Raw genomic sequence first — 14,013 nt, forward strand, 5'->3', positions numbered from 1 at the left:
GGTACTATTTAACAACCCTAATACATTATATATGGCATTTGATATTGATATGATCAAGAAGGTTTATGCAAATATGTCTGAGCGTGTAGATGCTGCTCGTGACCTTGTAGGTAAGCCCTTGACACTTTCTGAAAAGATTTTATATTCTCACCTATGGGAGGGAAAAGCTTCTAAAGCGTTTACTCGTGGAAAGGATTATGTAGATTTTGCGCCAGATCGTATCGCTTGTCAAGATGCAACTGCACAGATGGCTTTATTGCAATTTATGCAAGCAGGAAAAGATAAGGTTGCAGTACCTACTACAGTGCACTGTGATCACTTGATTCAAGCAAAAGAAGGTGCTGAAAAGGATCTTAAGAACGCAAACGATGTATCTAGTGAAGTTTTTAACTTCTTAGAGTCGGTTTCAAATAAATATGGTATTGGTTTCTGGAAGCCAGGAGCAGGTATTATACACCAAGTGGTTCTTGAAAACTATGCATTTCCAGGAGGAATGATGATAGGTACAGACTCTCACACAGTAAACGCTGGAGGACTAGGAATGGTTGCAATAGGTGTAGGTGGAGCAGATGCTGTAGATGTGATGGCTGGTATGGCTTGGGAGCTTAAGTTTCCTAAGTTAATAGGAGTTAGACTTACAGGAAAACTTTCTGGATGGACTGCACCAAAAGATGTAATTCTTAAAGTAGCTGAAATTCTTACTGCAAAAGGAGGAACTGGAGCAATAGTAGAATACTTTGGCCCTGGAGCTACGGCAATGTCATGTACTGGTAAAGGTACTATTTGTAACATGGGAGCAGAGATAGGAGCAACAACTTCTACCTTTGGTTATGACGAGTCTATGGAGCGCTATTTACGTGCTACAGATCGTGCTGATGTTGCAGATGCGGCAAATGACGTAAAAGAATACCTTACAGCAGATAAAGAAGTATATGCAAATCCTGAGCAGTATTTTGATCAGGTAATTGACATAAATCTTTCTGAGTTAGGACCATTACTTAATGGACCTTTTACTCCAGACCTTTCTACAACTGTAGGAAAGGATATGACTGAGAAAGCTACTAAAAACGAATGGCCTCTTAACGTAGAGTGGGGACTTATAGGTTCTTGTACAAACTCTTCTTATGAAGATCTTTCAAGAGCTTCATCTATTGCTCAACAAGCATTAGACAAAGGAATTAAAATGAAATCTGACCTTGGGATTAACCCAGGATCAGAATTGGTACGTTATACTACAGAACGTGATGGAATCTTAGGAATCTTTGAAAAACTAGATGCTAAGATTTTTACAAATGCTTGTGGACCATGTATCGGTCAGTGGGCACGTTACAGTGATCCAAAAAATGCTCCTAAAAACAGTATTGTACACTCGTTCAACAGAAACTTTGCAAAGCGTGCAGATGGTAATCCTAATACACACGCCTTTGTAGCATCACCAGAAATTACTGCTGCAATTGCAATCTCTGGTCGTCTAGACTTTAATCCTCTTACAGATACTCTTCTTAACGAAGATGGTCAAGAGGTAATGTTTGATGAGCCTACAGGATGGGAACTTCCTCCTAAAGGTTTTGACGTACAAGATAATGGATACCTAGCACCAGTAGAAGATGGTAGTGGTGTAGAAGTTAAAGTTGCTTCAGACTCAGAACGTCTTGAGCTATTGACTCCTTTTGAGCCTATTAAAGATAGCGAGATGCAGGGGATGAAATTGCTTATTAAAGCTTTTGGAAAATGTACTACAGACCACATTTCTATGGCTGGACCATGGTTACGTTACAGAGGTCACTTAGATAACATTTCTAATAACTGTTTAATAGGTGCTGTAAACGCATTTGGTAAGAAAACAAACTTTGTTAAAAATCAACTTACAGGTGAGTATGGTGGAGTGCCAGACACACAACGTGAGTATAAAAAAGCAGGAATTAAAACTGTTGTTGTAGGAGATCACAACTATGGTGAAGGTTCTTCTCGTGAGCACGCAGCAATGGAGCCTCGCCACTTAGGTGTAGCTGCTGTGATTGTAAAATCTTTTGCACGTATACACGAGACAAACTTGAAAAAGCAAGGTATGTTAGGTCTTACTTTCCAGAACGAGGCAGATTATGATCTTATTCAAGAGGATGATACTTTTAACTTTGTAGATATTGCTAGTTTTGCACCAGATACTCCATTAACAGTCGAGATCGTTCATGCAGATGGTAGCAAGGATACTATTAAGGTAAACCACACGTACAACGATGCTCAAATTGCTTGGTACCGTGAGGGAAGTGCTCTTAACTTAATAAAAAAGGAGAATGCTGCATAAGTAGTAATTCTTTTAAATTATAAAAAAGCTCCGCTGGTTACAGCGGAGCTTTTTGTTTTTAAACTATGTACGAGTTTTATTCTGTGTAGGCACCAGAGGAATATGTTAACTCATAACTATGAGTGTATATTTCAAATACAATTCCAAAAGGATCTTCTACGTAGCACATTTTATAAGGCTTATCTTTAGGATAATACGCTCTTATAGGCATTCTTTGCTTTCCTCCATAGGAAACAATTTTCTGAATGAGTTCTTCTATATTAGGATCTTGAACGCAAAAGTGAAATAATCCCGTGTTAAAGGGATTAAATTCTGGAGTTTTCATCTCTTTATTGGGAAATGAAAATAACTCTACTCCTATACCATCTGAAGTAGATAGGTGCGCTATCTCAAAGGTTTTCCAATCTTCGCCAAAAACATCAATACACATCTGTCCTATGGCAGTTTCTTTTTCTTTTTTGACTGTAGATGGAGGCATAATAACATACCACCCCATTACCTCTGAGTAAAACTCGACTGCCTTTTTTATATCTGGAACAGATAGTCCAATGTGAGAGAATGATTTTGGATAATTTTTTATAGTGCTCATAATTTTTATTTTTTTTTCAAAATTAAACTATATTGTTCCTGATGTCAATAACTTACCCAAAAGTGACATAGGGTGCTAAAAGAGTAAAATAATGATTTTAAGGTGTTTAAATTTTGATATATGAGTCATAATATTGCATGTCCGCTTAATTATACAATGAATTTAATAGGTACCAAATGGAAACCTCTTGTGTTATTTCATTTATTAGAGGGCGGCTCACGTTCTGGTGTATTACAAAAGAAGGTACCAGGAATTTCTAATAAAATGTTTACACAGACTGTACGTGAACTAGAAAAAGACGGGCTTCTTACGAGAAAAGTTTTTCCAGTTGTACCTCCCAGAGTAGAATATAGCCTGACAAAGAGAGGAGCTTCCTTAGAAGCTATTTTAAGGAGTCTTGATACATGGGGAGAGAAAGATTCTCAAAATATATAGTAATAGGAATTCTGTTGATCAATTAAAATAAAGATACATTGGATAGTATTTAAACTTTTTGATAATCATATTTCAGATTTGAGAAGTTTAATATAGTAAAAGGATACTGTGGTGGATAAAAGAACTGCCGTGTTGTGGAAATGTATACTCTTAGTTTTTATGTTTGTATCTAATAGAAAGAGAGCTATGGCGGATTTACATGTATTAATTGATTTTCAAATCATTATATGCTGTACTATAAATACAAATTAGCCACTTGATTAACTTATTACTTTTAAGTGTTTATTTACCGTGTTAATGAGTTGCGTAGTAGAAATGGGTTTTGATACATAATCATCAAAACCTGCATTGAGCATTTTTTCTTTATCTCCGGACATGGCCAAGCCTGTCTGAGCGATAATAGTTATGTCTTTATTTGTTTTTCTTATTTCTTGCAACGCCTCATAACCATCCATTTCTGGCATATTTATATCCATTAACACTAAGTCAATAGTAAAGTTTTGATTAACAATCTCAACTGCTTCTTTTCCATTTACAGCTCTTATAATTGTGCAATTATAATCAGAAAGACAGGCTTGTATGTACAGAAAGCTCAAATTGTCATCTTCGGCTATTAGGATAGTAAAGTCTCCATTGTCTAGTGTGTTCTCGTTATCCTCATTTATAATAACCTTACTAACACCCACCTTATTATATGGGATTGTAAAGAAAAATGTTGATCCTCTTCCTGTTTCAGAATCAATCCATACCTCACCATGTAAGAGATTAACAAGACCTTTTACTATAGACAATCCAAGTCCTACTCCAAGATTATGTATTTGCTCACGTTTACCCTGCGTGAACCTATTGAAAATGTCTTTTTGTTCTTCTTTATCTATACCAATACCAGAATCTTGCACATAAAACTGAAGATTTTTTCCTTTGAGAGTATAGCCAAATTCAATAGCACCTTCTTTGGTAAATTTTATTGCGTTTTCTAAGAGATTAGATATAATTTGAACAAGCTTATTCTCATCTGTTTCAATAAAACTATCTACTTCTTCTAGACCTTTTTCTACTTGAAGTTTAATACTTGTATTTTCTAGTTTTATATTATATTTTGAATAGAGATCATTAATAACAGTATTTACATTGATATGAGAATAATCAATGTTTATTGTATTTGATTCAATTTTTGAAATATCTACAATGTTAGAAATGAAACTCAAAAGTCGGTGGCCTTCTTTTTCTATGAGTTCTAAATAGCTGTCTCTTTTTTCTTCAGATATATTCTTCTTTCTCAATAGTTCAGAGAAGCCTAAGATACCATTCATAGGAGTACGCATCTCGTGACTTAAATTAGCAAGAAAAGCCGATTTTAATCTATCACTTTCTTCGGCTTTCTCTTTTGCCTCTATAAGTTCTGTGGCTAATTCTTTTTGTTGAGTTATATCTTGATTAGTTCCAGCAAGGCTTAAGACTTTGCCATCTTTATCCATTACAGGCTGGCATATAGCTCTCACCGTTTTTTGTGGTTGATTAGGAACACAAATCCTATACTCAATATTATATGTAATCCCTTCATTAATAGCACTATCGACGGAATTTTTTAGCATTGTCATATCATCAGGATGAACCCTATCAACGACCTTTTGATAATCAGGATATTCTTTGTCATAGTCAAACCCCCAAATATTATACATCTCTTTAGACCACTCCATCTTCATACCAGAAGATGGTTTTACTAGCCAACTGCCAATTTTGGCTAAGGATTGAGCATCACTTAATTCTTTCTCTGTTTTGTCTAATAATAACTTAGATCTTAGTTTATCTTTTTCATTTTGTCGTTGCTCAGTAATATCAAAGAAAACGGTAACAATTTCTTTAACTTCTCCAGTTCTGTTTAGTACCGGAAAACCATTGAGAGTAAGCCATATGATATCTTTCTCATCGCGTCCCACAAGTCCTAAAACTTGATTTTTAATAGACTCTCTTGTATCTGCAATTTTATTTACTGGATATTCAGAAATAGGTAGGGGTGAAGCATCAAGTTTTACAAACTTCCAGCCCATATTTGTTTCGGCTTTTCCTTTAATAAATTTTTTTTCTATACCTAGAATTTGAGAGGCTCTAGAATTACATTGCATTATGCTAGTATCCGGCGCATGAACTACAACTCCAGCTTCTAGATTATGCATTAATATGCGGAAACGCTCTTCGTTTTCCTCGGCACGTTCTTTAGCCTGTTTTATTAAATTTCCTGTTTTATAGCGTTCTGTGATATCATGTATTACACCTACTATAAAAATGGTATTATCGTTATCTACAAATCTTGTTTTTCTTATAGAGATTCTTCTAGTATCTCCATTTTCTTTTATAAGGGTTTTTTCTGTGATATTTTCTCTACCATCTTTTACAAGTTGCTTGTCAATATTAAGGAAATCCTTTCTCTCGACATATGAAAATCTTTCCTCAAGAGTCTTACCAATAATATCTTCTCTTTCAAAACCATAGAGTGTGCAAAACGCATTATTTACTATGAGCAACCTACTTTGGTCATCCTTCACAAAAACGGGATCTCCTATATTATCAATAATATTATTTAGATGATTTTTACTTTCTTCAGCTTTTACTTTAGCCGCAATGAGTTCTGCATCAATGAGTTTTTGCTCAGTAATATCTTGGCCGGTTCCTTTTAAACTAATGACATTTCCTTGGGGACACACTTCAGGTTCACATATACACCTTATGACTTTTTGTGTTCCATCAGAAAGACATATTCTATGCTCTATATCATATGGAATTCCGCTTTTGCTAGCTTTTTTTATAGAAGAATCCCATAATTCTAAATCATCCGGGTGGATATGATCAAGTAATACTTTATATGGGGGTGTACCATGGCTTGGCTCAAATCCCCAAATATGGAACATCACTTTAGACCATTCCATTTTTCTTTCTTCTGTATCAAATATCCAGCTACCTACTTTGGCAAGTGTTTGTGCTTCATCAAGATCACTTTCTATTATTTTTCTGTCTGTTATATCTTGAGTTACCCCAAAAACCTTATCATTTATAAATTCTATGCCTAGAATACTCAAGTGTCTTATTTCACTATTAGATTTAACAATTCTGAATTCGAATGGTTCCATAGCTTTATCGCTGAAAAGCTTTTTAATCACCCTCTTAACTTTAGGTCTATCTTCTTCAAGAATCAATTCTCTTACATTATCACTAGTAGGAATAAACGTTTTTCTTTTGACACCATAAATATTGTACATCTCATCAGACCAGTAAGCTGTATCTGTACTCCACTCCCATTCCCAACTACCTATTTTTCCCAGTTTTTGAGCCTGTTGTAATTTTAAAATGGATTCTTTCTTAGCAGATTCTACTGCTTTTAGTTCAGTAATATCTTGGATAGTGATAGGCACAGCTTTTTGTTCTAATAAAGTTTGAGGTATACGTATAGAAAACAAAGCTTTAAACTCATCACCCTCTAAGGTTTTGTAATTTACCTCAGAAGTAAATGTTTTATTATTTTTCCATATTGCCGCTATAAGTCGTATAAATACTTTATTTGCTCCACGACCGAAGGTATTTTGTAGGTTGTTAAAAAATGCTTGATTATTTTCTGCTTTAAATAGTTTTAAAGTAGCCGTATTAACACTATTAATTTTTACCTTATTAATAAAAGATAATAAAGCATCTGGATTTTTCTTTAAATATTTCTTGATATTAGAAACGCCACTATCTCTAAGCCTCTCAATTTCTTCATATATTAACGTAAAATCTTCATTCCAAATAGAAATAGTTGAGTTATCAAATAGCGTCTTGTAAACGTTGTTACTTTCAGACTTTAATCTCTCTATTTGTTTTTCTAATTCTTGATAAGTAGGCTTTTTCTCTAATTCCATACGGTAATAACTTTAGCCTTTTTATCTATTATTAGGTAGCTAATAGTCTTATTATTAAGTTAATAAATAAAACTATTAAAAATAAATTATATAGCACTTACAATATTTAAAAAGATTATGTTATGCTTTCGCGAAAGCGTAAAAAATCCATATTAAATTCTTTGAAATTGTAGCTTTAGTTGCAATATAATGGATTACACCACTTTAATCATCCATTAAAAAATCAATCTTTAAATGTATTGGATAACTACACAGTTTTGAGACCATTTTTAACAGTGGAGAGGGGGTATTTTGATTTAATTTTGCAGGTAATATTACTATTCAAAAATCATCATAAACTGATTTGTAAATAGTAAATAAAGAGTTATGAATGAATAGTCAAGAGCAGATAATACCCTCAATAGCAGCAGAAAAATTTATCTATTGTCTAGAGGCCGTTCCAGATGTTGATCAGGAGGTAGCCACAGAAGTGATGACAACACTTGAAGATATTGCTCTAAAACAAGGAATCGCAAGTATTTACAAGACCTGCGACACCATTGAGGGGCTAGAGGAAAGTTTAAATACGCTGGTGTATGATGACCATAATTTTAAAGATTATGAACTCATCTACCTCATAATGCCAGGCCAAGCTAACAATATTATGCTCAATGATTATTACTATAGCATTGAAGAAATTGCCGAAATATTTGAAGGAAGAATGACAGGTAAAATCATCCATTTTTCCAATAAAAAAGCACTCGACTTAACTGACGAAGAATCGCAATATTTTCTTGACGTAACTGGTGCTCGTGCAATCTCTGGCTATGGATCTAGCAATAATACATTATCGAGCACAGAAACGATAGATAGAGTGTTTTTTAATATGTTTCAAGAGAATGAAGATTTTAAAGAAGTGGTAGAAGAGATGTTTCAAAAACATTACAAACTCTGTAAACTACTTGATTTTAGATTGTATTATTAATCGTTAATTGAGGAAGAGTTTTGTGGAATACGCTTTCGCGAAAGTGTGACAATTCAACATCATTTTTTCATTAATTCAACACATTAACAAGAATAGAAGGTAGACTAGACATTATTAGAATTGACGAATTATAACGAATGGCTGAGCGTATTAAAGCAATAGCATAACGAGATTCCCTGCAGTTAATACCTGAAATACAAATAGCAAGGTGCTTAAATCTTTTTTAAAGCCATAACTGATGCCTATAGCAAGAAGGACCAGCAGTGGCAGCACGAGCCCAGAAACTACTCTAAAAGAATAGAGGTGGCTCTTCTCTGACGTGGCTAGCTTATACTCATTAACTTCTTTAAAAAGCAAAGACAGCGCATAATCAATTCGGTTACCCTCCAAAGTGGTTGCAACATCTTTTGAAACCGAAAACTGACGAGTAGGAGTCACGACGCGATAGGTGTTATGGGAGTTTCCGCCAGCATTATAATATTTTTCTTTGTTTCTAGATACGGAAACCACATCTTCCGAATACCGAGTTCCAGGCAAAGCAAAATCCATAAGTACCACCAGTGATATGAGTACGGTAATGCCATATAATATGCGGTTGGTGAGTGATAGTGGATACATGATATTAATTTATAATGTTCTGGAGATTTACATAGTTATTAGTTAGTACGTCAATCAGCAGTTTTGTTACGGTATTGAGAGTTTAACCTAAAGAAAATGAACTATTAAAACCACATTATTAATTTATAGTTCCAATGCTAGAATATTCTAACCAATATAATGGTAAGAGCTAAGTTTAACTTGGATTATTGTTGACTAGTTATTTTAAGGCCATCGAATTTAATCCACATACCCATTATATTCAATTAGTTTTAATCTTTTAGATTGAAATATTAATTTGAAAACTGACGTTTGTTCTAAATTTCTAATTATTACTGTGTCATTTAGAATTTCTTGTCCAAGTGATTTTTCAAGAATATTTTTATTGGTTCCAATTTTTATAAAGTCATTCAGTTCAAATTCGGAATTCACAATTTTAGCGTAATAAACCCATTCTTCATCTGTTGCTCTATAAGACGTGATTTTTGTTTTATCAAACGTTCGAGTTAAAATAGTATCCACTAAATTATCAACGTGTCTATTTTGTATTGGCTTTTTCTGTATCGCAAATATTTTATTACGTACAATTTTTTCTAATTTAGATTTTAAAGAAAATACCAAACTATCATTTTCAATATAGGATACCTTAACAGGTTTATAATCTGAAGTTTGTACTTTTGTTTTTACAACTTCTTTTAATCTGCCATCATCAATTTTTCTTGATTCGTTTTGCTCACAAGAATTTAAGGAGAATAGAATCCCAAATATTATTAATAATTGTTTAATCATATATATATAGAAATGTTCTTATGATGAGGGTTCACAAGCAACATAGATGTCAAACGTATCCTTAAAGTGCAAGTCGTTATGATCTTTATCTAAAATAGAGAGCTCAGCGCTACCTGCAGCAACTGTGATATAATTGTTATTATAATAAAAGCGTATAAATGTAAAAAGGTCTTTTTGTCCATTTACTATATTACCATTTATCATAAACTCATCTTTATCTATTCCATATTCGCACTTTACTATAGATTGATGTATAAGCTTTCCAATGGTTTCAGTTTGTCTGGCTTCATATATTTGCCATAAGTCGGGAAAGTCTTTGAAATCACTTTCTTTAAGTCTAGAGTTAAGCTCCGACAAGGCATTCAAATCTAGTTTTATGTGATCACCATCAAAACCGCCTTCAATTTCAAGATACTTATCAAAACGCTCAAATGTTATAAATAAAAGCCATGGTAGGTGAGTGTCTCTAATTTCATTAAAATCTACTTGATACACGCTCTCAACAGTCTGCCCGATAATTTGATTTAAGAAGTGTTCTGGTGGTGATTTCATTAGTGTAAGGTTATTCAATGTTTTATAGTCAACTTTACAAGTTTAAGTATTCTGTTGGCTACCCATTTTATGACACTTTTATACTATACAAATAAATAAAATTGACCTCGAGATATATTTTTAATCTTATTTTTCTAACTTATTCGTAAAATGATTTTTTTCGGTTTTACATATGACTTTCCGCATTATTGTGGTAGTATTTAATGCAATTATGTGATTTGAGTTCACATTTTTGCGAAAGCGTACTTTTAATAACGCACGTCTTTCATATCAATTTCGTCTGCAACTTCTGCTTTGTTATAATTACCTCCTAGATCTGGGCATGCCATGAGGGTAGCGGCTCCTTTAAAGGGTACGGCTACTTTATTGTATCCATACACATCTGCTAGGGTCTGGGTAAGGTTTTTATCTCCTAGGTTAATATCTACATCGTCCATGGTGAGCTGGCAAGGGTGCTCGTAGCCGCAGGCGCGAGTGATTTCTAGTAGTTCTTTCTTGAAATTTTTAAAGTAATAGTGTGTGCGCTCTGCTTTATCTGGAATGTCTATGCCGCGTTGTAACCACTTATTTTGAGTCGCAACACCAGAAGGGCAGGTGTTGTTATGGCACACCTTTGCTTGTATACAACCTACGGCAAGCATAGCTTCACGGGCAACATTGATACAGTCTACACCCATCGCAAAAGCCATGGCGGCCTTAGCCGGGAAGCCTAACTTTCCTGAGCCTATAAATACCACGCGCTCTGTGAGCTGGTACTCCTTAAAAATCTTATAAATATCTGAAAATCCATACACCCAAGGTAGCGCCACATGATCTGCAAAACTTGGTGGGGCGGCACCAGTACCACCTTCACCACCATCAATGGTGATGAAATCTGGTCCTTTACCAGTAGTTGCCATTATTTTTGCTAGCTCGCGCCACGCATCCAGTTTTCCAATAGCAGCTTTAATTCCTACTGGGAGTCCTGTTTCATGAGCAATACTTTCTACAAAGTCAACCAATTCTGGTACATTAGAAAATGCTTTATGGTTAGGAGGTGAGAGTACATCTTTACCCACTTCTACACCGCGTATTTCGGCAATTTCCTTTGTGATTTTTGATCCTGGGAGTACACCTCCTTTTCCAGGTTTTGCTCCTTGTGAGAGTTTTACTTCTATGGCGCGTACTTGTGGGTTCTCGTTTACAAGTTTTTTCATTTTTGGCATAGAGAATCCGCCGTCTTCGGTGCGCACTCCAAAATAACCTGTTCCAAAATGAAACACCACATCACCGCCTTTTTTATGGTAAGGGGAGAGTCCGCCTTCACCAGTATTGTGATAGGCGTATGCTTTTGCACAACCTCGATTTAAAGATTCTACAGCTTTCGCCGAAAGGCTACCAAAACTCATAGCACTCACGTTAATAATAGAACTAGGTCTGTAAGGACGCGCCCTTCTACCAGCACCCATAACTTTTGCACATGCAAGGAAGTAAGGGTCTTTTGCATTGGGGTGATTTTCTTCTACCTTATATGGCATCATGGCATTATTGATAAAGATATAATGCGACTGATTGATGTCACGGTCGGTACCAAAACCTTCGTAGTTATTTTCATTTTTGGCAGAAGCATAAATCCACCCGCGCTCTATACGATTAAAAGGAAGTTCCTCACGGTTATTTGCCACAATATACTGGCGTAATTCTGGACCAATACTCTCTAGCATATACCTAAAATGCCCCACAACAGGGAAGTTGCGCGTGATGATATGTTTTTTGTTAAAAAATATATCTCGTATAGCGACAATAACAACTACCAAAATCAACCACATCCACCATGAGATATTACCTAAAAACTCGAGTACTCCTTCCATTTATTCAATTTTTGCACTAAAATACAATTTACTATCTCGTAGTCTGAAATTTTAATTCAAGTTTATTATTTACTTCTCTGGGGAGGTTTTGGTTGATGGATTATGAGTTACATCTCCCTGACTCCCTCTTCAAAGAGGGACACTGTTGTGGTTTTAAGTTTTTTTGCTGCGCAAAAAAGACTTCTTTAGTTCCCCTCTTGGAAGAGGGGTTAGGGGAGATGTTTTTGAGTTTGAGTAAGCACACCTTATTAGTTACATCTCCCTGACTCCCTCTTCAAAGAGGGACACTGTTGTGGTTTAAGTTTTTTTGCTGCGCAAAAAGAACTTCTTTAGTTCCCCTCTTCCTTGCATCCGACGAGGGAGGAACGACCGAGAGAAATGCATAAGGTTAGGGGAGATGTTTTTGGGTTTGAGTAAGCACATCTTATTAGTTACATCTCCCTGACTCCCTCTTCAAAGAGGGACACTGTTGTGTTTTTAAGTTTTTTTGCTGCGCAAAAAGAACTTCTATAGTACCCCTCTTAGAAGAGAGGCTAGGGGAGATGTTTTTGGGTTTGAGTGAGCACATATTATTAGTTACATCTCCCTGACTCCCTCTTCAAAGAGGGACAATGTTGTGGGGTTTAAGTTTTTTTGCTTCGCAAAAAGAACTTCTATAGTTCCCCTTTTCGAAGAGGGGCTAGGGGAAAGGTTTTTGATTTTGAGTGAGCCATTTTTATGCGTTATGAGTTACATCTCCCTGACTCCCTCTTCAAAGAGGGACACTGTTGTGTTTTTAAGTTTTTTTTGCTGCGCAAAAAGAACTGTTCAATTCCCCTCTTCGAAGAGGGGTTAGGGGAGATGTTTTTGAGTTCGAGTAAGTACATCAAACCACCCACGCTCTCACAAATCAAATAACTTATCATAAATTTACGGAAGACTATAAAGAGAACATCTTCATTGAAAAAACATAAAACCTTATTAATTATTGGCTTACTTCTCATCCCGCAGATGGTCTTGGTTCGCTATCTGGCGAGTTATCCGGAGCTGGTGGAAACCTATTATAGCAACGGATTGTATCCTATCATTTCAAAGGCGTCTCGTTATGCTTTTGGCTGGTTGCCGTTTTCATTTGGTGATATCATGTATGCGGTGCTTATTGTGCTCGCTTTGCGCGAAATTGTACTACTCATTAAACACAAGTTTAGAGGATTTAAAACCTTTCTTCTAAAAATACTAGCCATTACTTCGATAGTGTATGGTGCTTTTAATTTGCTTTGGGGGATGAATTATAATAGGCTTCCCTTGCACGAATCTTTAGGTATCGATAATGAGTACACCACCGAAGAGCTAGTCCAACTTACAGAGAAGCTAATTACAAATAGCAATAACCTCCACAATCAACTCGCCGAGGATAAAAACAGTCGCGTGGTCTATTGTGGCAATGCAGGGAGTGAAAATGCTTGTTTGCAAGAAATTTTCAACGGAACGCTTAATGGTTACGAGACGCTTAAAACTCAGTTCCCAAAGCTTAGTTACCCACCCAAGAGTATTAAGAATTCGTTATTGCGATACCCTCTGTCTATAATGGGATATAGTGGTTATCTCAATCCTATTACTAATGAGGCGCAAGTTAATGGAATGGTGCCGGCTCATCGCTGGCCAGTGATTTCCTCTCATGAACAGGCACATCAGCTAGGTTTTGCAAAGGAAAATGAAGCCAACTTTATTGCGGTTATGGCAACACTTAATAACGAGAGTTTATATTTTCAATATTCGGGAAGTATTTTTGCGTTGCGTTATGCGCTCAATGATGTGTACAGCCGTGATAAGGAATTGGGAGAAGAATTGAAAGCACGTCTTAATCCAGGTATTTTGGTAAATTATCAAGATTCTCGTGACTTTTGGGACGACATGGATAATCCGCTAGAACCACTGTTTGATATGTTTTACAGCAATTACTTAAAGGCAAATAATCAGCCTGGTGGATTAAAAAGCTATAGTTATATGGTAGCACTCTTGGTTAACTATGATCAGCGTTTTCCAGATACATTCTGATG

10 protein-coding genes are annotated in these 14,013 nt (G+C 35.5%); 4 read left to right on the forward strand and 6 right to left on the reverse strand.

Annotation, left to right across the window (positions count from 1 at the left end; genetic code table 11):
- The first annotated feature begins 31 nt into the window (after window positions 1–31).
- On the forward strand, window positions 32–2,305 hold the full coding sequence (locus tag D017_RS11460; protein WP_035336638.1) for an aconitate hydratase: 2,274 nt from the start codon (window positions 32–34) through the stop codon (window positions 2,303–2,305).
- Window positions 2,306–2,381: 76 nt separating this feature from the next.
- On the opposite strand, the gene D017_RS11465 is transcribed toward D017_RS11460, so the two are convergent.
- Entirely contained in the window at window positions 2,382–2,894 is a 513-nt protein-coding gene (locus D017_RS11465) for a lactoylglutathione lyase family protein (RefSeq protein WP_035336639.1), read from the reverse strand.
- Between the two features lie 120 nt (window positions 2,895–3,014).
- Here D017_RS11465 and D017_RS11470 point away from each other — a divergent pair, with 120 nt between their 5' ends.
- Window positions 3,015–3,329 carry a helix-turn-helix domain-containing protein gene (locus tag D017_RS11470; protein WP_035336640.1) on the forward strand — a complete coding sequence of 105 codons (315 nt, stop codon included), beginning with the start codon at window positions 3,015–3,017 and terminating at the stop codon, window positions 3,327–3,329.
- A 260-nt stretch (window positions 3,330–3,589) separates the two neighbouring features.
- Here the strand turns inward: D017_RS11470 and D017_RS15015 are convergent, their stop codons facing one another.
- On the reverse strand, window positions 3,590–7,222 hold the full coding sequence (locus tag D017_RS15015) for a PAS domain-containing protein (RefSeq protein WP_051583889.1): 3,633 nt from the start codon (window positions 7,220–7,222) through the stop codon (window positions 3,590–3,592).
- Between the two features lie 400 nt (window positions 7,223–7,622).
- Between D017_RS15015 and D017_RS11480 the strand changes: the two genes are divergently transcribed.
- Window positions 7,623–8,186 (forward strand): DUF6642 family protein, encoded by a 564-nt coding sequence (locus D017_RS11480; protein ID WP_035338225.1) that lies wholly within the window; start codon window positions 7,623–7,625, stop codon window positions 8,184–8,186.
- 150 nt (window positions 8,187–8,336) lie between these two features.
- Here D017_RS11480 and D017_RS11485 read toward each other — a convergent pair whose 3' ends face one another.
- From D017_RS11485 to D017_RS11500, 4 genes are all read right to left on the reverse strand, one after another.
- Window positions 8,337–8,804, reverse strand: coding sequence for a hypothetical protein (locus D017_RS11485; RefSeq protein ID WP_051583891.1), 468 nt, complete (start codon window positions 8,802–8,804; stop codon window positions 8,337–8,339).
- Between the two features lie 219 nt (window positions 8,805–9,023).
- Window positions 9,024–9,572 (reverse strand): hypothetical protein, encoded by a 549-nt coding sequence (locus D017_RS11490; RefSeq protein WP_035336642.1) that lies wholly within the window; start codon window positions 9,570–9,572, stop codon window positions 9,024–9,026.
- Window positions 9,573–9,590: 18 nt separating this feature from the next.
- Complete coding sequence (locus D017_RS11495; protein ID WP_035336643.1) at window positions 9,591–10,124, reverse strand: hypothetical protein; 534 nt, start codon at window positions 10,122–10,124, stop codon at window positions 9,591–9,593.
- 248 nt (window positions 10,125–10,372) lie between these two features.
- Window positions 10,373–11,974 carry an FMN-binding glutamate synthase family protein gene (locus D017_RS11500; protein ID WP_035336644.1) on the reverse strand — a complete coding sequence of 534 codons (1,602 nt, stop codon included), beginning with the start codon at window positions 11,972–11,974 and terminating at the stop codon, window positions 10,373–10,375.
- Window positions 11,975–12,913: 939 nt separating this feature from the next.
- On the opposite strand from D017_RS11500, the gene D017_RS11505 reads away from it, so the two are divergent.
- Window positions 12,914–14,011 carry a DUF3810 domain-containing protein gene (locus D017_RS11505; RefSeq protein WP_035336645.1) on the forward strand — a complete coding sequence of 366 codons (1,098 nt, stop codon included), beginning with the start codon at window positions 12,914–12,916 and terminating at the stop codon, window positions 14,009–14,011.
- Window positions 14,012–14,013: the final 2 nt, after the last annotated feature.

The sequence above is a fragment of the Dokdonia sp. PRO95 genome, assembly GCF_000355805.1.
Classification (GTDB): Bacteria; Bacteroidota; Bacteroidia; order Flavobacteriales; family Flavobacteriaceae; genus Dokdonia.

Bases quoted from the DNA above. Each gene is read 5' to 3' on its own strand.
- D017_RS11490 (WP_035336642.1), bottom strand. From the start codon at position 9,572: ATGATTAAACAATTATTAATAATATTTGGGATTCTATTCTCCTTAAAT.
- D017_RS11460 (WP_035336638.1), top strand. From the start codon at position 32: ATGGCATTTGATATTGATATGATCAAGAAGGTTTATGCAAATATGTCT.
- D017_RS11465 (WP_035336639.1), bottom strand. From the start codon at position 2,894: ATGAGCACTATAAAAAATTATCCAAAATCATTCTCTCACATTGGACTA.
- D017_RS11500 (WP_035336644.1), bottom strand. From the start codon at position 11,974: ATGGAAGGAGTACTCGAGTTTTTAGGTAATATCTCATGGTGGATGTGG.
- D017_RS11485 (WP_051583891.1), bottom strand. From the start codon at position 8,804: ATGTATCCACTATCACTCACCAACCGCATATTATATGGCATTACCGTA.
- D017_RS11470 (WP_035336640.1), top strand. From the start codon at position 3,015: ATGAGTCATAATATTGCATGTCCGCTTAATTATACAATGAATTTAATA.
- D017_RS11495 (WP_035336643.1), bottom strand. From the start codon at position 10,124: ATGAAATCACCACCAGAACACTTCTTAAATCAAATTATCGGGCAGACT.
- D017_RS15015 (WP_051583889.1), bottom strand. From the start codon at position 7,222: ATGGAATTAGAGAAAAAGCCTACTTATCAAGAATTAGAAAAACAAATA.